This is a genomic window from Paractinoplanes maris, assembly GCF_023544465.1.
Classification (GTDB): Bacteria; Actinomycetota; Actinomycetes; order Mycobacteriales; family Micromonosporaceae; genus Actinoplanes; species Actinoplanes maris.
The window spans coordinates 243,213-263,619 of record NZ_JALPVL010000001.1 but is presented as its reverse complement, the minus strand read 5'-3'; the positions used below and the strand labels follow the sequence as shown (position 1 = coordinate 263,619).

The following is a 20,407-nucleotide window of genomic DNA, read 5'->3' as shown; positions in this document are numbered from 1 at the left end:
TCGCGCTCGTTCCCGGCATTTACCTCCATTTCGACCGGACTTTGTCGAATGCCGAACACCTACTTAAGTATGTAGTACACCTACTACATCCTTGATAGCGTGCACGACATGGAAGGAATGACTCTGACTCCGGCGCTCGAGGCCGGCACCGAGGTGCCGCCCGCCGAGCGGGTCATCGACGTCCGTGACCTGCGCATGCGTTATGGCGCCAAGGACGTGCTGCAAGGTGTGACCTTCGCCGCGCGGCGCGGGCAGGTGCTCGCCCTGCTCGGGCCGAACGGTGCGGGCAAGACGACCACGATCGAGATCCTCGAGGGCTTTCGCGTCCGGTCCTCGGGCGAGGTGACGGTGCTGGGCGCCGACCCGGCGTCGGCCGGCGAGGCGTGGCGGGCTCGGATCGGCGTGGTGCTCCAGTCCTGGCGCGACCACGGCAAGTGGCGGGTCCGTGAGTTGCTCGGCCACCTCGGCGCTTACTACGGGCGCTACTCCACCGAGGCCCGGGTCCGCCCCTGGCCCGTCGACGACCTGCTCGACGTCGTCGGCCTGACCGCCTCGGCCGACAAGCGGGTCCTCCGGCTGTCCGGCGGGCAGCGCCGCCGGCTCGACGTGGCGATCGGCATCGTCGGCCGCCCCGACCTGCTCTTCCTCGACGAGCCCACGGTCGGGTTCGACCCCGAGGCCCGGCGCGACTTCCACGACCTGGTCCACCGGCTGACCGATGTGGACGACACCACGATCCTGCTCACCACGCACGACCTCGACGAGGCCGAGAAGCTGGCCGACCGCATCCTCATCCTGTCCGGTGGTCGCATCATCGCCGACGGCTCGGCCGACGAGCTGTCGCGCCGGGTGGCCGGCGAGAGCGAGATCCGCTGGACCCGCGACGGGCAGCGGTTCGTGCACTCCGCGGCCGACCCGGTTCCCCACCTGCGCGAGCTGCTCCAGCAGTACGGCGACGACATCGCCGACCTCGAGGTGCGGCGCAACAGTCTGGAGGACACATACATGCGCCTGGTGCACGACTTCGAGGGAGGCCCGAAATGATCGAGACACTGCGGGTCGGCGTCGCCCGTGGCCTCATCGAGTTCCGCCACACCCTGACCAATGCGATGGACCTGTGGGGTTACCTCTTCCCGTCGATCGGGCTGCTCGTCACGTTGTTCTTCATGGACGACGCCCGCGTGCCGGGCACCGATTTCTCGCTCGGTGCCAGCACGCTGCCGAGCTCGATCGGCATGCTGGTGGCCTTCGGTGGCCTGATCACCATCGCTCAATACCTGATCGTCGACCGCGAGGACGGCACGCTGTTGCGGGCGAAGGCGACGCCGAACGGCATGAACGGCTATCTGATCGGCAAGGTGGTCGGCGTCGGTGGCATGACGCTCGCTTCCGTACTGGTCGTGCTGGTGCCCGGTCTGTTTCTGGTGGACGGTCTGGCGGTCGACCTCGGTGGGACTCTGACACTGCTCTGGCTGCTCCCGCTCGCGGTCGTGGCCACCGTGCCGATCGGCGCGGCGATCGGCTCCCTCTTCGACAACCCGCGCAGCTTCGGCCTGATCATGTTGCCGATCTTCGGCGTCGTGGCGATCTCCGGCATCTTCTATCCGCTCAGCGCGATGCCGGGGTGGCTGCAGGGGATCGGGCAGCTCTTCCCGATCTACTGGTTAGGGTTGGGCATGCGGTCGGCGTTCCTGCCCGACTCGCTTGCGGCGGTCGAGCTGGGCGGCTCCTGGCGCCACTTAGCCACATTCGGCGTGCTCGCGGTCTGGGCGATCGCCGGGCTGGCGCTGGCCCCGGTGCTGCTTCGGCGGATGGCGCGGCGCGAGTCCGGCTCCGCGGTCGCCGCCCGGCGCGAGCGGGCCCTGACCAGCGTGGTGCGCTAGGCCGCCGGAGAAGGAGTCGCGTGAGAGAGAGCAGATGAGCAACGGCGAGGTCACCTACAACCGGATCGCGATGCTCCGGGCCGAACGTGGCATCTCGCGGCGGGAACTCGCCGACGCCCTGGGTGTGCACTACCAGACGGTGGGCTACCTGGAGCGCGGGGAGTTCAGCCCGAGCCTGCATCTCGCCCTGCGCCTGAGCCGCTACTTCGAGGTGCCGGTCGAGGTGATCTTCTCGCTCGATCCCTTCCCCCGGCTGGGAGCGACCGCGAACGGCGCGGCGGCCAACGGCGGCGGCCCGGCTTGATCGGTGCGCCGGTCTGCCGTACGTCACTGGGGCCGGCCCGCTGGCTCGGCGTAGATTTCCTGCCGAGAGCTGTCAGCCGTGAAGAGGGGATTAGCCGTGCGATTCGCCCGTTTTGTTCATGCCGGAGGAGTGTCTTTCGGTGTCGTCGAGGGTGACGCGTCGGGCCTGACCGTCGCCGAGATCAGCTCGCTGCCGTTCGAGGAGGTCCGGTTCACCGGTCAGCGCTGGGCGCTGGCCGACGTCCGCCTGCTCGCCCCGATCTTCTCCAGCAAGGTCATCGGGGTCGGCCGCAACTACGCCGACCACGCCGCTGAGCACGGCAACGAGGTGCCCAAGGAGCCGCTGATCTTCATCAAGCCCTCCACCTCGGTGATCGGGCCGAACGACGCGATCCGGCTGCCCCCGCAGTCGCAGCGGGTCGAGGAGGAGGGCGAGCTGGCCGTGGTGATCGGCGCGACCGGCGCCCGCCGCGTCGACCGGGCCGGCGCCGAGAAGGCGATCTTCGGCTACACCATCGGCAACGACGTGACCGCGCGTGACCTGCAGCGCAGTGACCCGCAGTGGACCCGGGCCAAGGGCTTCGACTCGTTCTGCCCGATCGGTCCGTGGATCGTCACCGGCCTCGACGTCAGCGACCTCGAGATCCGCGCCGAGGTGGGCCGCAACCCCGAGGCGCTGGAGACCGTGCAGCTCGGCCGGACCAAGGACATGGTCTTCGACGTCCCGACCCTGGTGTCCTACGTGTCGCACGTCATGACCCTGCTGCCGGGCGACATCATCCTGACCGGCACGCCGGCCGGGGTCAGCCAGATCACCCCCGGCGACACCGTGTCGGTGAGCGTCCAGGGCATCGGCGAGCTACGGAACCCGGTCGTCTCCCTCGACTGACCGCTCGATCCCCGCCAGCAGCAGGCCCAGGCCGTATTCGTACGCGTCCTGGGCCTGTTGGTCGGCGCCCCGGTCGAAGGCGCCGGCGTTCCAGATCATGGTCATCGTGGGGTGCGAGCCGACGTCGAACCAGTTCTCCCACAGCTCGCCGCGCTGCTGCCACCACTCGTCCGAGCTGAGCCCGGTGGTGCGGCGCAACAGGGCGCTCTCCGCCTCGTGCCGGGCGGCCGAGGTGACCCAGGTCGTGATGCCGGCGGCGGCGCGGTTGAGCTCCCGCACCGGCAGGCCGAGCGTGGCCACCGCCGCGAGCACGTACTCCTGCTCGGCGAGCATCCCGGGCCCGACCGGTGGACGAGCGCGGGGGACCTCGGCCAGCCACGGATGGGCCCGGTACATGGCGAAGGTGCGCTCGGCGTAGAGCAGCACCCGCTCGCGGAAGGTGCCGTCGCTGGTCAGGCCGCGCGCCCAGAGCACCTCGTCGACCATGAGGTCGACCAGTTCGGGGCGGGACGGAACGTACGTGTAAAGGCTCATCGTCGCCACTGAGAGCTCGGCCGCCACGCGCGCCATCGAGGCCGCCTCGAGCCCCTCCGTGTCGGCCAGGCGGATCGCCGTGGTGACCACGATGTCGACGCTGAGCCGGGGCGGCCGGCCGACCGCCCGGCGAGCCGGGACCGACCGCCGCCACAGCAACGGCAGAATCCGGGGGCTGAACTCCTCCATTATTCCGTATACCCTACGGGAAGTCTTTCCTTTGGGGGTACGGGAATGAAGATCCTGGTGACCGGAGCCACCGGCAACGTGGGGCGGATGGTCGTCGACGAGCTGCTGTCGCTGGGCGCGACGGATGTCCGTGCCCTCACTGTCGACCCGGCGAAGGCGGCACTGCCCGACGAGGTCGAGGTGGTGCGCGGCTTCGTCGGCCGTCCCTCGACCCTCCGGCCGGCCCTGGATGGGGTCGACGTGATGTATCTCGCGCCGCACGTGCCGACAGTCTTCGAAGCGTGCCGGCTGGCCGCCGAAGCGGGCGTCGGGCGCATCGTCGACCTGGCCGGGGCCAAAGGCGACCACTGGCAGGCGATCGAGGACGGCGTCGAAGCCTCCGGTGTGCCCTGGACCCACCTCGAACCGGGCGAGTTCATGGCCAACTCCACCCTCTGGGCCGCCCAGATCCGCGCCGGTGACGACGTGCGGGACGGCTACGCCGACTCGGCCAACGCGGCCATCGCCCAGGAGGACATCGCGGCCGTCGCGGCCCGGGTGATCGTCGAACCGGGGCACGAGGGCAAGTCGTATGAGCTCACCGGCCCCGAGTCGCTGACCCGGCGGCAGAAGGTCGAGGCCATCGGACGCGCGCTGGGTCGGGAACTGCGCTACGTAGAACTCGGCCCCGCCGAGGCGGTCGAGCAGTTGCGGCCGGTCATGGGCGAGTACGCCGAGTGGTACCTGGAGGGCGCGGCGCTGCTGGCCGAGCATCCGCAAGCGGCCCTCACCACGGTCGCCGACCTGCTCGGACGGCCCGCCACGACGTACGAGCAGTGGGCCCGCACCCACGCCGCCCTCTTCCGATGAGGTAACCCGATTTGGTTGCCCCCAGGGCGTCAGGTAAAGTTCTCTCTCGGCACGGGGAACCGGGCCGAATGGGGTATGGGGTAATTGGCAGCCCGGCTGATTCTGGTTCAGCTAGTCTAGGTTCGAGTCCTGGTACCCCAGCGCTACCACTCCCGCGAGGGGCGGCGCTGGACTTCTGATAGAGTTCGGCCCGTCGCAAACGCGAGAGCGGAAGCACAAAGTAGTACAAAGCAAGTCCTGGCCCCGTCGTCTAGCGGCCTAGGACGCCGCCCTCTCAAGGCGGTAGCGAGGGTTCGAATCCCTTCGGGGCTACATTCCGGGTGACCCCGTTCGCAGAAAGCGCGAACGGGGTCATTTCGCATTCTGCCTGGGGGCCGAGCCCCCAGACCCCCACGGTGCGGTTGGTAACTGCTGGTGGGTGGGTGCGCATGTTTCCGGCCGCTGGCGCGGCCGAACCTTCCGGCTATCACGGTGCCGTTGGGTGCCGTTGGGTGCCGTTGGGTGCCGCTGGTGGGTGGGGGGCTTCAACGCCACATTGACCGAGCTCGTCTCCTGGTGAATGCCGACCGGGCGGGCCCGCGGATGACCGTGGATGTGGCGGGATAGCTTGGCGGTGTGAGCTATGCGACTGTGCGGCGGATCAACTACGGCTACTTCGTTCGGCCGTCCGACGAGACAGGGACCGGGATGGCTCGCGTCGAGCCGACTCTGGGGTATCTCGTGGAGCATCCGTCGGCCGGGCTGATCCTGGTTGATACCGGTATGGGCGGCAACGAGGAGGTCGACGCCTGGTATCGGCCGAAACGGATTGCTCTCAGCGCCGCCCTCAAGACCGCGGGGGCCGAGGTCAGCGATGTTCGGGCGGTGATGAACTGCCACCTCCACTTTGATCACTGTGGAGGGAACGTGGAGCTGACCGGGCGGCCGGTCTTCGCGCAGCGGGCCGAACTCGCACTGGCCCGGGCCGTCGAGAGCCACACCCTGCCCGAGTTGGTCGACCACCCGGGGGCTCGGATCGAGGAGCTGGACGGGGACGCCGAGATCGCGCCGGGTGTGCACATCGTGCCCACGCCGGGGCACACCGCGGGACACCAGTCGCTGGTGGTGCGGCGCGGCGACGGCACGGTGATCGTGGCCGGTCAGAGCCATGACAACGCCACGCTCTTCACCGGCGACGTGCTGGGGCGGCACGCCGAAGTCGGGGCGCAGCCCGCCTGGCTCGACCGGCTGCTCGCCTTCGACCCGAAGCAGATCTTCTTCGCCCACGACAACGCGGTCTGGACACCCTCCTGAGGGCCGGACCCTTCTTCGTGATCTCGTGCCTCGTCCAGATGCTCGCCCCGGATCGGCTACCGCCGTCTGGTCGATCTGCTGCGCTCCGACCAGGCCCGGCGGCGACGGGAGCACGAGGCGGCCACGGCGGGGCCGCCCGGACCGGTGTCCACCGTGGACGACAGCGTCACCCTCCTGCTTCTCTGCTGCCACCCCGCGCTCGCCGCCGACGCCCAGGTGGCCCTGACCCTGCGCGCCGTGGGCGGGCTCACCACCGCCGAGATCGCCCACGCGTACGGCATCGGCGAGAACACCACGAGCGCCCGGATCAGCCGGGCCAAGCAGCGATTGCTCAGCGCCGGCGCCCGTTTCACACCGCCGGTGGACGCCGATCGGGCGGCCCGGACGGACACGGTCCGGCGGGCGCTCTATCTCGTCTTCAACGAGGGTTACATCGCCATCAGCGGCGACCGTCTCGACCGGGGCGACTGATCCGGGAGGGCACCGATCTCGGTCGCGGTGGCCCGGGCGTACGGCCCGCGGCGCGGCTCTACCGTGCGGCGGCCGGACTGACCGCCGACACGGTGGAGCGGCAATACCTGTTGAGCCGGGCCCAGCGGCTCAGGCCAGGGTTGTCGGTTCCCCCGGAGTGAGCCAGGTCAGCGTGCCCGGCGGGAAGGCGGCCTCGATCTGCGGCCGTCCCTCGTGGAAGTGCGACCAGCCCTCGTAGTGCACGGGCACCACCCGGCGCGGTTTGACGCGATCGCACAGGGCCACCGCGTCGCGGCCGGTCATGGTGAAGCGGGCCGGGCCGGTCAGGCCGAACTGAACCTTGCCCAGGTGCAGGATCGCGGTGTCGACGGTGAAGCGGTCGGCCACCTCCAGCACGCCGGGGAAGAGCACGGTGTCGCCCGAGATCCAGACCACCGAGGGGGAGCCGGGCACTCGCAGGGCGAAACCGGTTGTCGGGCCGACGATCGGTACGCTCCACGATGGACCGTGCCGGGACGGGGTGGCGGTGACCTCCAAGCTGTCGATCTTCGTGGTCTCCCAGGGAGCCAGGCCGGTCGCGCCGAGCTTCCGCCCGGCCGCCACGGTGGTCACCACCACCGGCACCGACGGCAGCAGCGCGCGGCCGGCGTCGTCCAGGTTGTCGGCGTGCTGGTCGTGGGTGAGCAGCACACCGTCGATCCGCCCGAGCGAAGCGGCCGGCACGGCCGGGCCGGTGGTCTTGCGCGACGACGTGCCCCAGCCGAACGAGTATCGCCGGCCGGGGGCGTCGAAGGTCGGATCGACCAGCAGCCGCACCCCGCCCAGCTCGACCAGGGTCGTCGGTCCGCCGATGTGCGTGATGGTCAGCGCGGTCATTGTGCCGGCCGGGCGACAGCGTGGGTCAGGGCCCAGTCGAGGACCTCGTCGGCGATCTGCTCCCAGCCCTTCTGGGCCGGCAACAGGTGGGCGTAGCCCTCGTACTGGCGGCGCTCGGTGATCGTCGCGGACTTGTAGTGCTTGGCGTTCGACTCCTGGATGGCCGGCGGCATGATGTGATCCTCCGAGCCCGAGACGAACAGCAGCGGGGCCCGGTTGTCGTTGTGGTAATCGACCCACGTGTCCTGGTGGCCGGGCTGGAAGTTGGCCAGCACGCCGCCCCACAGGATGCCGCCGCTGGCCGGGATCGCGTAGCGCTCGTAGAGGGCCCGCGCCTCGTCCTCGGGGAACGTGTTGGTGAAGGCGTATTTCCACTCCTCGAAGGTGAGCGGGATGGCCTTGTGCCGGTTGGCCGGCGTCTTGAGGACCGGGAAGGTCGACTTCAACTGCGAAAGCGGCACGACCCGTACGCCTTCGGTGGGCGCCGAGTTGAGCGCCACACCCGAGACCCCGTACCCGTGATCGAGCAGAATCTGGGTGAACGCGCCGCCGGCCGAGTGCCCGATGATGATCGGCGCCTCGGGCAGCGCGCGGATGGCCTCCTCGACGTGCGCGATGATCTGCGGCACGGTGACGTTCACGATCGGTGTCGGGTCGGCGTTCAGCGCCTCCACCTCGACCTCGAAACCGGGGTAGGCCGGGGCGATGACCTGATGACCCTTGGCCTCGTAGTGTGCCTTCCAGTTCTCCCAGCTGCGCGGGGTCACCCAGAAACCGTGGACCAGGACGATGGGCGTCATGTGCCGTACTCCTTCAGGAAAGCGAGAAGATCCGAGCCGAGTCGGTCTCGATGGGTGTCGGTGATGCCGTGCGGCGCCGCCGGATAGACGGTCAGCCGCGCGTATCTGAGGCGGGCGGCCGAGGCCTGCCCGCCGACGGCGAACGGCACCACTTGGTCGTCGTCGCCGTGAATGACCAGAACGGGCACGTCGATCGCGTCCAGATCGGCGCGGAAATCGGTGCCCGAGAAGGCCGCGATGCACTCGTACGCGTTGTGGTGCCCCGATTGCAGCGCCTGCAGCCAGAAGGCGTGGCGGATGCCGGACGACACGTCGGCGCCCGGCCGGTTGTAGCCGAAGAACGGCCCGTCGGCCAGATCCCGGTACTGCTGCGAGCGATCGGCCAAGGAGCCGGCCCGGAGGCTGTCGAAGATCTCGACCGGCAGCCCGCCCGGATTGCCCGGCGTCCGCAGCATGAACGGTGGCACCGCCGAGACGAGCACCACCTGAGCGACCCGCGCGGTGCCGTGCCGCCCCACATAGCGGGCCACCTCGCCGCCCCCGGTCGAGAAGCCGATCAGCGTGACCCGCCGCAGATCGAGTGTGTCGATCAGCGTGGCCAGATCGTCGGCGTACGTGTCCATCTCGTTGCCGTGCCACGTCTGGCTGGACCGCCCGTGCCCGCGGCGGTCGTGCGCGATCGCGCGGTATCCGTGCCGGGCCAGGAAACGCTGCTGCGACTCCCAGCTGTCGGCGTTGAGCGGCCAGCCGTGGCTGAGCACGACCGGCCGTCCGGCCCCCCAGTCCTTGTAGAAGATCTCCGCACCGTCGGCGGCTCTCACGAAGGCCATGCGCCGATCGTTCTGGGAGCGCACCCATCCGCGCATCCCGTGCGGCGCGTAGTCAGTCGTGCAGACTTTCGCGGAGCTGCCGCCGGGAGCGCACACCGAGCTTCCGGTAGACCTTGCGCAGGTGGTAATCCACGGTGCTGGCGCTCAGATAGAGGTGCGCCGCGATCTCGGCGTTGGTGCCTCCGGCCCGGGCCAGGCGGGCCACGGCGGCCTCCTGCGGGGTCAGGGCCGTTTCGTTTTCTCGTACGGGGATCCGCACGCTCCCGCCGAGCGCGTCCAGCTCCCGGCACGCCCGCTCGACGAACGCGCCGGCCCGCTCCGCCTCGAAGATGCGCAGCGCCGCCGCGAGCTGGACCCGCGCGTCACCCCGGCGCCGGCGGCGGCGCAGCCATTCGCCGTAGAGCAGGTGGGCCCGGGCCAGATCGCCCACCGCCAGCGTGTCGGAGAGCAGCTCCACGGCTTCCCGGTAGAGCGGTTCAGCCGCGTCCCCGGCCGCCAGCAGCGCCCGCGACCGGGCCAGCAGACCTTTCGCCCACGGTGTCCCGCTGCACCGCACGGCCACCTCGAGGTCGGCGGCGGCCAGCTTGGCGATCCGCCGGTCACCGGCCCGCAGGGCGCACTCGATCAGGTCGGGCAGAACCCGCGCGTACAGCCCGGGGGTGCCCAGATCGACCAGCCGGCCCAGCTCGTCCATCGCACCGGCGTAGTCGCCGCGACCGACGGCGATCAGGGCCAGGCTCTGTCGCATGATCGAGACCATCGAGCCGAAGCCGAGGGCCTCGGCGGCCGGCAGGATCCCCTGGAGGGCCTCGTGCACGCCGTCACCGGCCCGCCAGGCCAGCAGCTCCGGGTGCCGCCAGATCTGTTCCTGATCCGTGGTCGACCCGATGGATTCGCGCACACGGCGGCCGGTCGCTTCGAACCGGTCGGCCTCGAGCAGCCGGCCGAACGAGGTCTCGGTCATCGCGGTCAGGAACATCACCAGGTCGAGCATCTGCAGAGCACCGGTGGCCCGGGCGTGGGCCTCGGCCCGCCGCAGGATGGTCAGACGGTTGACGTCGTCCCACGTGAGCATGCAGAACGTCACGCCGAGCGTAAGGTGCCGCACCACCTCGGCGTCGTCGGCCTCGGCGCCGGCCAGCGCCTCGGCCGCGCGCCGCAGGTGCGGCCCGGCCTGCCGGTAGCCGCCGTCGAAGAAGTTCGCGTACGCCGACAGGAGCAGATCCGGCACCGACGGCGGGTCAGCCGCGGGCACGGCCCGGGCGGCCACGGCGATCTCGCGCTGGGTGGTGCCCCGCAGGGACGACTCCACCGCGATCGAGTGGTCCGCCGCCTGCAGCACGGCATCGCGAACCCGCACGGGGGCCTCGGCCCCGAACGACGCGGCGGCGGCCAGGCACATCGCCGAGGCCTCCCGCGTCGCCTGCGGATCGCCGGTGCTCGTCCCGGCGACGGCCCGGAGCAGCAGCGCCTCGCCCCGGCCGACCGGTCCGAGCACCGTGCCGTCGGCCGTGTCGAGCAGGGCCAGGGTCCGCACCGGCGAACCGGCCAGCAACGCCGCACCGGCCGCGGCCAGCAGCCGTCCCGCCCGGGCGCCCGGCGAGCCGGTCAGTTCGGCCGCGCGCACCAGGAACGAGGCGCGGGCGGCATGTCCGCCGCGGGCGCCGGCCCGGTCGGCGACGCGGGCCAGTTCCGTGGCCGTCTGCTCGTCCGGTCCGGTCGCCGCGGCGGCCCGGTGCCACGCCCGCTGATCGGCGTCCTGCGGATCGATCGTCACCGCGGCCAGGGCGGCATGCACCCGGCGGCGTTCGGCGGCGGAGGCGCCGTTGTAGACGGCCGAACGCACCAGCGGGTGGCGGAACGAGACGGAGCGACCCACCACCACGAGACGGTCGTACTCGGCCGGTTCGGCGTCGTCGGGGGAGAGGCCCAGGGCGGCGGCCGCCGCGGTCAGGCGGCCGGGGTCGCCGGGCGGCTCGGCCGCGGCCAGCAACAGCCAGGTGCGGGTGGCCGCCGGGAGACCGTTCACGCGAGCCAGATAGGTCGCCTCCAGCCGGCTGCCGATCGGCATCGGGTCGGGCAGCGGGGTGCCCCCGACGAGTTCGCCGGTGGTCAGTTCCCGACCGAGATCGGTCAGCGCCAGCGGGTTGCCGCCGGTCGCGTCGACGATCGAGACGGCCACCAGCCGGTCCAGCGGCCCACCGACCACCTCACCCAGCAGCGTCACACCGGCGTCGCGGCCCAGCCCCGGAATGTCGAGCGCCGGGACGCCGGTCAGATCGGGATGCCCGGCCCCGCGCAGGCCGAACAGCAGCACCACGCCCTCGGCGTGCAGGCGTCGGGCCACGAAGGCCAGCGACCGCAACGATTCCTGGTCGAGCCACTGGGCGTCGTCCACCACGCACAGCCGGGGCGAGGCGGCCAGCAGCGTGAGGGCGGCCAGGCTGACCAGATAGAGATCGGGCGGGGGGCCGTCGGCCAGGCCGCACGCCACCTCGAGGGCCGCGCGCTGGCCGGCCGGCAGCCGGTCCCGCTGCGGCAGCAGGGGAATGAGCAACCGGTGCAGGGCGGCGAACGGGAAGGTCGCTTCGGACTCGATGCCGCGCAGGCTCAGCGCCTCCGGTGCGGCACGGATGGCGTACGCCAGAAGCGCGGTCTTGCCCACCCCGGCATCGCCCCGCAGAACGAGGCTCGCGCTCCAGGAGCGTCGCGCCTTCGCCAGCATGGCGTCGAGCGTGGCGCACTCGTTCTCCCGGCCGATCAACCGCACGCGGCGACCATATCGGCGCCGGGGCCGTGGGTCACGGGCTGCGGACCGGCCTGCAGTCAGGGCCGGAGCGGGTGCACAGAGAGCCGATCAGCCTGCGCGAAAAGCCGTATCAGGTGCGCGAAAGACCGGCCGGCACGCCGCGGGGATCGGCGTCAGAGGCCGGACAGACGCTGCCCCGCGCGCACCACGGCCATCGCGTGACGCTCACCGGGACGGCGGCCGAGACGCTCTATCGGACCGCTTATCGAGATGGAGGCGATCACCCGGCCCGTCCGGTCCCGGATCGGGGCGGAGACACTGGCCACACCGGGCTCGCGCTCGGCCACGCTCTGGGCCCAGCCGCGCCGGCGCACCTCGGCCAGCGTCCGGCCGGTGAACTTGCACCGGGGCAGCAGCGGCATGACCGCCTCGGGCGGCTCCCAGGCGAGCAGGATCTGGGCGGCCGAACCGGCCACCATGGGCAGCACCGAACCGACCGGGACGGTGTCGCGCAGACCGCTGGCCCGCTCGGCCGCGGCCACGCAGATGCGCTCGTCGGCCCGGCGCAAGTAGAGCTGCGCGCTCTCCCCGGTCGCGTCCCGCAATGCGGAAAGCAGGGGCTCGGCCGCGGTCAGCAGCACGTCCGGCGCCGCGTTGGCCAGCTCGCCCAGGCGCGGGCCCGGACGCCAGCGGCCCTGGGTGTCGCGCACCAGCATCCGATGGATCTCCAGGGCCTGGGCCAGGCGATGTGCGGTCGCCCGGGGCAGCTTCGTACGGTCGACGAGTTCGGCCAGGCTGGCGCCGTCGACACAGGCCGCCAGGATGACCACTGCCTTGTCGAGAACGCCGACACCGCTCATACTGTGTCCCACAAGCCGAAACATACCTCCCAGAATTTAGGATGTCCAGATGGTGGGAGTCACTCCGAGGACCCTGGCCGAGAAGGTCTGGGACGACCATGTCGTGCGTGCTGCCGAGGGTGAGCCTGATCTGCTCTACATCGACCTGCACCTGCTGCACGAGGTGACCAGCCCGCAGGCCTTCGACGGCCTGCGTCAGGCCGGCCGCCCGGTGCGCCGCACCGATCTCACGCTCGCGACCGAGGATCACAACACGCCGACCGGTTACGCCGACCCGGCGTTCAACACCCGGCGCGGCGAGCTCTTCACGATCGCCGACACGACCTCGCGCACGCAGATCGAGACGTTGCGCAAGAACTGCGCGGAGTTCGGTGTCCAGATCCGCCCGCTGGGCGACGTCAATCAGGGCATCGTGCACGTGATCGGCCCGCAGCTGGGCCTGACCCAGCCCGGCCTGACGATCGTCTGCGGCGACTCGCACACCGCGACCCACGGCGCGTTCGGCGCGCTCGCCTTCGGCATCGGCACCAGCGAGGTCGAGCACGTGCTGGCCACCCAGACGCTGCCGCAGGCCAAGCCCAAGACGATGGCGGTCACCGTGGTGGGCGAGCTGGGCCCGGGCGTGAGCGCCAAGGACCTGATCCTCGCGCTCATCACGCAGACCGGCACCGGCGGCGGCAACGGCCACATCGTGGAGTATCGCGGCGAGGCCATCCGCAAGCTCTCCATGGAGGGCCGGATGACCATCTGCAACATGAGCATCGAGTGGGGCGCCAAGGCCGGCATGATCGCGCCCGACGAGACCACGTTCGCCTACCTCAAGGGCCGCGAGCACGCGCCCCAGGGTGCGGACTGGGACGCCGCCGTGGCCTACTGGCAGACGCTGGTGACCGACGAGGACGCCGAGTTCGACACCGAGATCGTGCTGGACGCCTCGGCCATCAGCCCCTTCATCACCTGGGGCACCAACCCGGGGCAGGGCGCGCCGCTCGACAGCGTGGTGCCCGATCCCGAGGAGTTCGTCGAGGAGACCGACCGCAGCGCCGCCCGCCGCGCGCTCGAATACATGGCCCTCGAGCCCGGCACGCCGTTCAAGGACGTGGCGGTCGACGTGGTCTTCGTGGGCTCCTGCACCAACGGCCGCATCGAGGACCTGCGGGCTGCGGCCGACGTGATCCGCGGTCACAAGGTGCACGACGGCGTCCGCATGATGATCGTGCCCGGGTCCTACAAGGTGCGCGAGGCGGCCGAGGCCGAGGGGCTCGACAAGATCTTCACGGAGGCGGGCGCCGAGTGGCGGTTCGCGGGCTGCTCGATGTGCCTGGGCATGAACCCGGACACGCTCAGCCCCGGCGAGCGCGCCGCGTCGACCTCCAACCGCAACTTCGAGGGCCGGCAGGGCAAGGGCGGGCGTACCCACCTGGTCTCGCCGCAGGTTGCCGCCGCCACCGCCGTGGTGGGCAAGCTGGCCGCCCCGGCCGACCTCTAGATCGAGGGACGAGAGATGGACAAGTTCGTCAGCCACAGCGGCAAAGTGATGCCGCTGCGCCGTTCTGATGTGGACACCGACCAGATCATTCCGGCCGTGTATCTGAAGCGGGTCACCCGCACCGGATTCGAGGACGGTCTGTTCAGCGCCTGGCGCGAGGATCCCGGATTCGTGCTTCACAACCCGGCTCACGCGGGCTCCACGATCCTGGTCGCCGGCCCCAATTTCGGCACCGGATCGTCGCGTCAGCACGCCGTCTGGGCGCTGCGTGACTGGGGCTTCAAGGTGGTCATCGCGGCCCGCTTCGGCGACATTTTCCGGGGCAACGCCCTCAAGGAGGGCCTGCTGCCGGTCCAGCTCGATCAGAAGGCCGTCGAGGCGCTCTGGGATCTGGCCGAAAGCGAGCCGGAAAAGCAGATCACGGTGGACCTCGAAGGCCGCCGAGTGGTCGCCGACGACGCCTCCTGGTCGTTCCCCATCGACGATTTCAGCCGCTGGCGCCTCATGGAGGGCCTCGACGACATCGGACTGACGCTGCGCCACGAGAGCGCCATCACCACGTACGAGAAGGGTCGTCCGTCCTACAAGCCGGTTGTCGCCTGATCCTCGATTCCCAAGCCAGAACAGGCTTTTTCGCCCCCACCGGGTCCCCGGTGGGGGCGAATTCGTTGCAACACAAGGGGTTTTTTGACACGAATGTTTGTGTCCGCTGGTCAGAGGGCATACGGTGCGCGCAGAATGGCTCGCATTGGGCCAGTGGGGCTCGAATCGACGGAGAAGACCCCTACGAGCCTCAGTTCTCACGTTCGGGAGGAAAATCGTGAACAAGGCCGAGCTCATCGAGGCGCTCGCAGCCCGACTGGGTGACCGCAAGACGGCTACGGCCGCTCTTGAAGCTGTCATCAGCGAGGTGGAGAACGCAGTCACCAAGGGCGACCGAGTGGCCATCACCGGCTTCGGCGTCTTCGAGAAGCGGGCACGCAATGCGCGGACGGCACGTAATCCGCGCACCGGCGAGCCGGTGAAAGTGAAGAAAACGTCTGTGCCGGCCTTCAAGCCCGGCACGGCCTTCCGCGAGATGGTCGCGAGTGGCAAGGTCGCCAAGGCCGCCGCCCCGGCCAAGAAGGCTACGGCCACCAAGGCCACCGCCACCGCCACCGCCACCGCGCCCGCCGCCAAGGCGACCACGGCGCGGAAGACGGCCGCGACCAAGGCGGCTCCGGCCAAGAGCACCACCACCCCCGCGGCGAAGTCGACCGCAGCGAAGAAGACGGCCGCGACCAAAGCAGCTCCGGCCAAGAGCACCGCCGCCAAGACGACGACGGCGGCCAAGAAGACGACGGCCACCAAGGCCGCCCCGGCCAAGAGCACCGCCACCAAGGCCACCACCGCCACCAAGGCGACGGCGGCCAAGAAGACGGCGGCGACCAAGGCCGCTCCGGCCAAGAGCACCGCCACGAAGGCGACGGCCGCCAAGGCCACCACCGCCACCAAGGCGACGGCCGCCAAGAAGACGGCCGCGACCAAGGCGGCTCCGGCCAAGAGCACCGCCACCAAGACGGCGGCTGCCAAGAAGACGACCGCCCGCAAGACCACCACCGCGGCGACCGCTGCGACTCCGGCTCGGGCTCGTGCCACGAGCACGGCCCGTAAGTCCCGCTAGATCCCCCTGGAGAGCTCCATGCACGGCCGATAAGGCGTCCACCCGAACGGTGGACGCCTTTCGCGTGTGCCGGTCATGGATGCCGTGGCCCGCCTAGCGTCTGCGGACATGGGGCGTGACGCATCGCCGCGTGGGCTGGTCGGCCGGTCACTGATCGCCGCGCTGGTCTTCGCGGCCGCGGTGGTGCCGGGCTGGACGCTCGGCGGGCTGGCCGAGCGGTACACCGGGTCGCCTCTGCTCGACTGGCTGGTGACCGGGGCCTGGGCCGCACTCGCCGTGCGGGTCCTGGCACCGTGGACCTCGTACCGGCGGCGGGACGCGTGGCTGGGTCTGATCCCGCTCTACAACTGGTATCTGGTCTGTGTGCTCGGCTGGCGGCTGTCGTTGCTGCCCCTGCGCGACTGGGAGCCGCGCGAGGACGAGCTCTGGCGGGCCCGGTGGCTCACCGGCGACCTGCTCGGCTACTGGCGGGCCGACCCGGTCCCGGTGGTCAGAGCCGAGCCGGCTCGAGCAGCCGCTCGCCGGCCCAGGTGAGCAACCAGGACTCGCCCTTGGCCGTCTTGTAGGGCGTCTCGTCGGCCTCGTCGAGCAGGGCGGCGATCAGGTGCGGGATCATCTTGCCCTGGCTGCAGATCGCCGGCAGGCCGCCGGAACGCAGATCGAGCAGGCGCTGCGCGGCCAGCTTGGCCTTGGCCGGGGCCTCGTCGGCCTCGGCCGGCTCGGCGAAGGCGCCGTCCACCACGATCGGCAGGTTGCCGCGCGCTGCGGCGAGCGGTTCCAGGGTCTGCTTGCACCGCAACGGCGTCGCCGAGACGAGCCGCTCGGGGCCGATCGGGCCGCACAGCGCGGCGAACAACTCGGCCTCGGACTGCCCTTGCGCGTCGATCGGGCGCAGCGCGTCGTTGCCCGACCACTTCTTGCGCTCGCCGGCGTGCGCGTGCCGCACCAGCACCACCACCGAGGTGATCGCGGGCAGGGCGGCGGCGTGCTGGAGCACGGCCCGCTCGTCGTCGTAGCTGAGCCGGGCCGCGGCCTCGTCGAACGGCAGCCACTCGACCCGGTCGACCTCGTCGGTGTCCAGCACCGGTCCGCCCTCGCCGACCGCTTCCATCAGCCAGTAGTCGACCGTCTTGCGGCGGCCGTCGGGCAGCGTGTAAGCCACCAGGGGCAGCGCGGCCCGCACCCGGGCGTTCCAGCCCGTCTCCTCCCGCACCTCTCGCACGGCGCCGAGAATCGGGTGCTCGTCGCCGTCGAGCTTGCCCTTGGGCAGCGCCCAGTCGTCGTAGCGCGGACGGTGCACGAGACACACCCGGTCGTCGCGGATCAGCACGCCGCCGGCGGCTCGGACGGTGTCGGTCACTCGATCTCCCAGGCTCACTTGACCGGCTTGCCGATGACCCGGCGCAGCAGGGCTTCCTGCAGGTGGACGTGCGGGTCGGTGAGGTTGCCCGGGTTGCGGTGCCAGGTGCCGTCACCGGCCAGGTCGAAGCCCTCGGTGCCGTCGCTCATCGACAGGTCGAGAACATAGCGCAACTCCTCGCGCGCGGTCGGCAGGGTCACCCGCACCAGCGCCTCGACCCGGCGGTCGAGGTTACGGTGCATCATGTCGGCCGAGCCGATCCAGTACTCCGCGTCGTCCCCGGCGCCGAACCGGAACACCCGCGAGTGCTCGAGGAAGCGGCCGACGATCGAGCGGACCCGGATGTTGTCCGACAGGCCGCTCACGCCGGGCCGCAGCGCGCACATGCCGCGGATGATCAGGTCGACCTTGACGCCGTCCTGCGAGGCCCGGTAAAGCGCGTCGATGGTCTCCTCGTCGACCAGCGAGTTCACCTTGATCTGCACCAGCGCCGGGCCGCCCTCCCGGGCGACGCGGGCCTGCTCCTCGATCCGCTCGATCAGACCCTGGCGTACGCCGTGCGGGGCCACCAGCAGACGGCGGTAGGACCGCTGACGGCTGTAGCCGGTGAGGACGTTGAACAGGTCGGTGACGTCGGCGCCGACCTCGGGATCGGCGGTCAGCATGCCGAAGTCCTCGTAGAGCCGGGCGGTCTTGGGGTGGTAGTTGCCGGTGCCGATGTGGCAGTAGCGCCGGATCTGGTTGCCCTCCTGGCGTACGACCAGAGCGGTCTTGCAGTGGGTCTTGAGACCCACCAGGCCGTAGACGACGTGGCAGCCGGCCCGCTCCAGCGTCCGCGCCCAGGCGATGTTGGCCACCTCGTCGAAGCGCGCCTTCACCTCGACCAGCACCACCACCTGCTTGCCGGCGGCGGCCGCGTCGACTAGCGCGTCCACTATCGGCGAGTCGCCCGAGGTGCGGTAGAGCGTCTGCTTGATGGCCAGCACGTTGGGGTCGGCCGCGGCCTGCTCGATGAAGCGCTGAACGCTCGTCGAGAACGAGTGGTAGGGGTGGTGGACCAGGATGTCACTCTCGCGCAGCCGGTTGAATACGCTCCGCGGCACCTCGCCGTCGGCCAGCTGCGGATGGGTCGCCGGGACGAAAGGGCGGTCCTTGAGGTCATCGCGGTCACACTCCCCGAAAACCTGCCAGAGGGCCGACATGTCGAGCAGGCCGGGCACGCGCTGCACGTCCGAGCCGACCACGTCGAGCTCGCGCACGAGCAGGTCGAGAACGTGGTCGCTGATCGAGGCGGCCACCTCGAGGCGCACCGGCGGACCGAAGCGGCGCTGGGCCAACTCGCGCTCCAGCGCCTGCAGCAGGTCCTCGTCGCGGTCCTCGTCGACCTCGAGCTCGGCGTTGCGGGTGACCCGGAACAGGTGCCACTCCTGCAGCTGCATGCCCGGGAAGAGCTGGTCGAGGTGGACCGCGATGAGCTCCTCGACGGGCAGGAAACGGGCCGCCCGGCTGTCGTTCTGCACGGTCACGAACCGCGGCACGTTGTTGGGAACCTTTATCCGGGCGAACAACTCGCCCCCGGCGTCGTCCGGGTCCCGCAGCACGACCGCCAGGTTCAAGGACCGGTTCGAGATGTACGGGAACGGGTGCGCCGGGTCGACCGCGAGCGGCGTCAGCACCGGGAAGACCTGCTCACGGAAATAGGTGCGCTGGCGCTCGCGCTCCGGGGCGTCGAGGTCGGCCCACGTCACGATCTCGATGCCCTCGGCCGACAGCTTCGGCCGCACCTCGTCGGAGAAGCAGGCCGAGTGCCGGGTCACCAGATCCGCGGTGCGCTGCGAGATCATCTCGAGCTGGTTGCGCAGCGAGGAGCGGTCACCGCCGCGCATCGGCAGGCCGGCGTTGAGCCGCCGCTTCAGGCCGGCCACCCGCACCATGTAGAACTCGTCCAGGTTGCTGGCGAAGATGGCCAGGAACTTGGCCCGCTCGAGCAACGGGGTCCCCGGGTCCTCGGCCAGCGTCAGCACGCGGGCGTTGAAGTCGAGCCAGGAGAGCTCCCGGTTGAGGAAGCGGTCCTCGGGCAGCTCCGGCCGCTCGGGCTGCTCGATCAGGTCGGGTGTCTCGATGCTGGTGGTCACCACTGGCTCCGTCGGTATCAGATCTTCCGTTGCGGCCACCACGTTCTCGCTCACGGGCGCCGGATCGGCCGGATTGTCGGGGGTCGGGCGAGGAAGAAAGCGGCCGTTCGGGCCACGCCGGCGGGTCTCCGGGCTCCGGGGCGAGGTCTGCATCGCACCATCATTGCCGTTTTCCGCGAAACGTGAAACGAGCACGGCTCACGCGATTCAGCGGACCCCCGGAATTCTCACCTGGCGGACCTGGCCGTCCTCGCCGCCGTCGATGTCCACCCGCTGGCCGAGGCGGAGTTTCCGCAGCCCGGAGCCGTCGAAGGCGGGGGCGTCGAAGGCCAGCTCAGTGCCGTCGTCGAGCAGCAGTGTGCCGCTGCGGGAGCCCGGGTCGAAGGTCGCGATGGTTCCCTGCATACCCCGACGCTACCGGTCACGCGGCCGAGACGCAGGCCACCTTGAGTCCCACATCACGCAGAAGCGCGCAAGTGTGCGGTCCGGCCCCCAACCCGAGGACGGTGAGCAGGTCGGCCGGGGTGTCGACGTCCTGCCGCAGGCCCGGCCAGTCGCCGTCCAGCGGGTGCGCGCCGGAGGCCGCGTGCGCCGCCGCCGAGCCGACGCCGAAGTGCGGGTCGAGCGGCCCGCCGGGCGCCACCGCGAGCAACACGGTGCCGCTGCCGGCGGCGTCCGCCACGAAACTGCGGCCCGCCTCGGCCGGCGCCTCAGCCGGCGCCTCAGCTCCGGCCAGGGCCGCGTCGAGCTGCTCGGCGCGCAGGGCGGGCAGATCGCCGGCCAGCACGAAGCGGTGGCGGCCGGTGCCGGCCACCTCGTCCGCGCCGTACCGCATGGCTGCGTTCAACCCGGCCGCCGGGCGGTCCGGCGGCAACCCGGCCGCCGGGCGGTCCGGCGGCAACCCGGCCGCCGGGCGGTCCGGCACGACGCGGGCGCCCAGGGCTGTCACCGCCGCGGCGGTGACCGGGTCGTCGGTCACCACCAGCAGTTCGGCCACCGCGCGGGCGGCCAGCACCGCGGTGGCGGTGTCGCGCACCATCGCCAGCGCCAGGTCGCTGTGCCGGGCGGCCGGCACCGCACCCCGCAGCCGGCTCTTCGCCACACCCAGCCGCTTGACCGGCATGACTGCCGTCCAGTCCCGCCTCATTGCGCCGAGCCTACTTGGCCTGCTCGTGCGGCCCTGGCCTGCTGGGCCCGGCCGCCCTCGGTAAGGACCCCTGCCTGGTACCGCAGG

The 20,407-nt window shown here is 70.9% G+C and carries 21 protein-coding genes and 2 tRNA genes; 13 read left to right on the top strand and 10 right to left on the bottom strand.

Going from position 1 to position 20,407, the window contains the following annotated elements; all coding sequences use genetic code 11:
* The first annotated feature begins 117 nt into the window (after positions 1 to 117).
* From NAG42_RS01270 to NAG42_RS01255, 4 genes are all read left to right on the top strand, one after another.
* Positions 118 to 1,044, top strand: coding sequence for an ABC transporter ATP-binding protein (locus NAG42_RS01270; protein WP_438872356.1), 927 nt, complete (start codon positions 118 to 120; stop codon positions 1,042 to 1,044).
* Positions 1,041 to 1,883 (top strand): ABC transporter permease, encoded by an 843-nt coding sequence (locus NAG42_RS01265; RefSeq protein WP_250027349.1) that lies wholly within the window; start codon positions 1,041 to 1,043, stop codon positions 1,881 to 1,883. The genes NAG42_RS01270 and NAG42_RS01265 overlap by 4 nt, the downstream gene beginning before the upstream one ends.
* A 34-nt stretch (positions 1,884 to 1,917) precedes the next feature.
* Positions 1,918 to 2,187: a helix-turn-helix transcriptional regulator gene (locus NAG42_RS01260; RefSeq protein ID WP_250027348.1), complete on the top strand. Its 270-nt coding sequence runs from the start codon at positions 1,918 to 1,920 to the stop codon at positions 2,185 to 2,187.
* A gap of 96 nt (positions 2,188 to 2,283) precedes the next feature.
* Positions 2,284 to 3,075, top strand: a complete 792-nt coding sequence (locus NAG42_RS01255) for a fumarylacetoacetate hydrolase family protein (protein WP_250027347.1) — start codon at positions 2,284 to 2,286, stop codon at positions 3,073 to 3,075.
* Here NAG42_RS01255 and NAG42_RS01250 read toward each other — a convergent pair.
* On the bottom strand, positions 3,046 to 3,798 hold the full coding sequence (locus NAG42_RS01250; protein WP_250027346.1) for a TetR/AcrR family transcriptional regulator: 753 nt from the start codon (positions 3,796 to 3,798) through the stop codon (positions 3,046 to 3,048). The genes NAG42_RS01255 and NAG42_RS01250 overlap by 30 nt on opposite strands.
* 45 nt (positions 3,799 to 3,843) lie before the next feature.
* Here NAG42_RS01250 and NAG42_RS01245 point away from each other — a divergent pair, with 45 nt between their 5' ends.
* From NAG42_RS01245 to NAG42_RS01225, 5 genes are all read left to right on the top strand, one after another.
* Entirely contained in the window at positions 3,844 to 4,647 is an 804-nt protein-coding gene (locus tag NAG42_RS01245) for an NAD(P)H-binding protein (RefSeq protein WP_250027345.1), read from the top strand.
* A gap of 69 nt (positions 4,648 to 4,716) precedes the next feature.
* A tRNA-Gln gene (locus NAG42_RS01240) sits at positions 4,717 to 4,788 on the top strand.
* Between the two features lie 98 nt (positions 4,789 to 4,886).
* Positions 4,887 to 4,959: transfer RNA gene (locus NAG42_RS01235), tRNA-Glu, on the top strand.
* Positions 4,960 to 5,262: 303 nt separating this feature from the next.
* Entirely contained in the window at positions 5,263 to 5,940 is a 678-nt protein-coding gene (locus NAG42_RS01230; protein WP_250027344.1) for an N-acyl homoserine lactonase family protein, read from the top strand.
* Between the two features lie 153 nt (positions 5,941 to 6,093).
* Positions 6,094 to 6,411 carry a sigma factor-like helix-turn-helix DNA-binding protein gene (locus tag NAG42_RS01225; RefSeq protein ID WP_250027343.1) on the top strand — a complete coding sequence of 106 codons (318 nt, stop codon included), beginning with the start codon at positions 6,094 to 6,096 and terminating at the stop codon, positions 6,409 to 6,411.
* 129 nt (positions 6,412 to 6,540) lie between these two features.
* Here NAG42_RS01225 and NAG42_RS01220 read toward each other — a convergent pair whose 3' ends face one another.
* The 5 genes from NAG42_RS01220 to NAG42_RS01200 form a co-directional block, all read right to left on the bottom strand.
* Positions 6,541 to 7,287: an MBL fold metallo-hydrolase gene (locus NAG42_RS01220; protein ID WP_250027342.1), complete on the bottom strand. Its 747-nt coding sequence runs from the start codon at positions 7,285 to 7,287 to the stop codon at positions 6,541 to 6,543.
* Positions 7,284 to 8,087: an alpha/beta hydrolase gene (locus NAG42_RS01215; RefSeq protein WP_250027341.1), complete on the bottom strand. Its 804-nt coding sequence runs from the start codon at positions 8,085 to 8,087 to the stop codon at positions 7,284 to 7,286. The genes NAG42_RS01220 and NAG42_RS01215 overlap by 4 nt, the downstream gene beginning before the upstream one ends.
* Positions 8,084 to 8,917, bottom strand: coding sequence for an alpha/beta fold hydrolase (locus NAG42_RS01210; RefSeq protein ID WP_250027340.1), 834 nt, complete (start codon positions 8,915 to 8,917; stop codon positions 8,084 to 8,086). The genes NAG42_RS01215 and NAG42_RS01210 overlap by 4 nt, the downstream gene beginning before the upstream one ends.
* Before the next feature lie 52 nt (positions 8,918 to 8,969).
* The gene (locus NAG42_RS01205; RefSeq protein WP_250027339.1) at positions 8,970 to 11,687 is read right to left on the bottom strand and encodes an AAA family ATPase; all 2,718 of its coding nucleotides are present in this window, start codon (positions 11,685 to 11,687) and stop codon (positions 8,970 to 8,972) included.
* Between the two features lie 152 nt (positions 11,688 to 11,839).
* Entirely contained in the window at positions 11,840 to 12,526 is a 687-nt protein-coding gene (locus NAG42_RS01200) for an IclR family transcriptional regulator (RefSeq protein ID WP_023561932.1), read from the bottom strand.
* A 49-nt stretch (positions 12,527 to 12,575) separates the two neighbouring features.
* Here NAG42_RS01200 and leuC point away from each other — a divergent pair, with 49 nt between their 5' ends.
* The 4 genes from leuC (at position 12,576) to NAG42_RS01180 (ending at position 16,212) form a co-directional block, all read left to right on the top strand.
* Complete coding sequence (leuC, locus tag NAG42_RS01195; protein WP_250027338.1) at positions 12,576 to 14,015, top strand: 3-isopropylmalate dehydratase large subunit; 1,440 nt, start codon at positions 12,576 to 12,578, stop codon at positions 14,013 to 14,015.
* Positions 14,016 to 14,030: 15 nt separating this feature from the next.
* Positions 14,031 to 14,618 carry a 3-isopropylmalate dehydratase small subunit gene (gene leuD, locus NAG42_RS01190; RefSeq protein WP_250027337.1) on the top strand — a complete coding sequence of 196 codons (588 nt, stop codon included), beginning with the start codon at positions 14,031 to 14,033 and terminating at the stop codon, positions 14,616 to 14,618.
* 217 nt (positions 14,619 to 14,835) lie between these two features.
* Complete coding sequence (locus NAG42_RS01185) at positions 14,836 to 15,678, top strand: HU family DNA-binding protein (protein ID WP_250027336.1); 843 nt, start codon at positions 14,836 to 14,838, stop codon at positions 15,676 to 15,678.
* A gap of 108 nt (positions 15,679 to 15,786) precedes the next feature.
* Positions 15,787 to 16,212, top strand: coding sequence for a hypothetical protein (locus NAG42_RS01180; RefSeq protein ID WP_250027335.1), 426 nt, complete (start codon positions 15,787 to 15,789; stop codon positions 16,210 to 16,212).
* On the opposite strand, the gene NAG42_RS01175 is transcribed toward NAG42_RS01180, so the two are convergent.
* From NAG42_RS01175 to cofC, 4 genes are read right to left on the bottom strand one after another with little or no spacing between them, the layout of a single operon-like run.
* Positions 16,169 to 17,038 (bottom strand): NUDIX hydrolase, encoded by an 870-nt coding sequence (locus NAG42_RS01175; RefSeq protein ID WP_250027334.1) that lies wholly within the window; start codon positions 17,036 to 17,038, stop codon positions 16,169 to 16,171. The genes NAG42_RS01180 and NAG42_RS01175 overlap by 44 nt on opposite strands.
* Positions 17,039 to 17,052: 14 nt before the next feature.
* A complete protein-coding gene (locus NAG42_RS01170) occupies positions 17,053 to 19,326 on the bottom strand; it encodes an RNA degradosome polyphosphate kinase (protein WP_250027333.1) in 2,274 nt (757 codons plus the stop codon).
* A 54-nt stretch (positions 19,327 to 19,380) separates the two neighbouring features.
* Positions 19,381 to 19,578 carry a cold-shock protein gene (locus NAG42_RS01165; protein WP_250027332.1) on the bottom strand — a complete coding sequence of 66 codons (198 nt, stop codon included), beginning with the start codon at positions 19,576 to 19,578 and terminating at the stop codon, positions 19,381 to 19,383.
* 16 nt (positions 19,579 to 19,594) lie between these two features.
* Complete coding sequence (gene cofC / locus NAG42_RS01160) at positions 19,595 to 20,320, bottom strand: 2-phospho-L-lactate guanylyltransferase (RefSeq protein WP_250027331.1); 726 nt, start codon at positions 20,318 to 20,320, stop codon at positions 19,595 to 19,597.
* Positions 20,321 to 20,407: the final 87 nt, after the last annotated feature.

What these genes read in the sequence shown, in the direction of transcription:
- NAG42_RS01270 (WP_438872356.1), top strand. Translation starts at nt 118, where the DNA reads ATGACTCTGACTCCGGCGCTCGAGGCCGGCACCGAGGTGCCGCCCGCC.
- NAG42_RS01265 (WP_250027349.1), top strand. Translation starts at nt 1,041, where the DNA reads ATGATCGAGACACTGCGGGTCGGCGTCGCCCGTGGCCTCATCGAGTTC.
- NAG42_RS01260 (WP_250027348.1), top strand. Translation starts at nt 1,918, where the DNA reads ATGAGCAACGGCGAGGTCACCTACAACCGGATCGCGATGCTCCGGGCC.
- NAG42_RS01250 (WP_250027346.1), bottom strand. Translation starts at nt 3,798, where the DNA reads ATGGAGGAGTTCAGCCCCCGGATTCTGCCGTTGCTGTGGCGGCGGTCG.
- NAG42_RS01245 (WP_250027345.1), top strand. Translation starts at nt 3,844, where the DNA reads ATGAAGATCCTGGTGACCGGAGCCACCGGCAACGTGGGGCGGATGGTC.
- NAG42_RS01220 (WP_250027342.1), bottom strand. Translation starts at nt 7,287, where the DNA reads ATGACCGCGCTGACCATCACGCACATCGGCGGACCGACGACCCTGGTC.
- NAG42_RS01215 (WP_250027341.1), bottom strand. Translation starts at nt 8,087, where the DNA reads ATGACGCCCATCGTCCTGGTCCACGGTTTCTGGGTGACCCCGCGCAGC.
- NAG42_RS01210 (WP_250027340.1), bottom strand. Translation starts at nt 8,917, where the DNA reads ATGGCCTTCGTGAGAGCCGCCGACGGTGCGGAGATCTTCTACAAGGAC.
- NAG42_RS01200 (WP_023561932.1), bottom strand. Translation starts at nt 12,526, where the DNA reads ATGAGCGGTGTCGGCGTTCTCGACAAGGCAGTGGTCATCCTGGCGGCC.
- leuC (WP_250027338.1), top strand. Translation starts at nt 12,576, where the DNA reads ATGGTGGGAGTCACTCCGAGGACCCTGGCCGAGAAGGTCTGGGACGAC.
- leuD (WP_250027337.1), top strand. Translation starts at nt 14,031, where the DNA reads ATGGACAAGTTCGTCAGCCACAGCGGCAAAGTGATGCCGCTGCGCCGT.
- NAG42_RS01180 (WP_250027335.1), top strand. Translation starts at nt 15,787, where the DNA reads ATGGGGCGTGACGCATCGCCGCGTGGGCTGGTCGGCCGGTCACTGATC.
- NAG42_RS01170 (WP_250027333.1), bottom strand. Translation starts at nt 19,326, where the DNA reads ATGCAGACCTCGCCCCGGAGCCCGGAGACCCGCCGGCGTGGCCCGAAC.
- NAG42_RS01165 (WP_250027332.1), bottom strand. Translation starts at nt 19,578, where the DNA reads ATGCAGGGAACCATCGCGACCTTCGACCCGGGCTCCCGCAGCGGCACA.
- cofC (WP_250027331.1), bottom strand. Translation starts at nt 20,320, where the DNA reads ATGAGGCGGGACTGGACGGCAGTCATGCCGGTCAAGCGGCTGGGTGTG.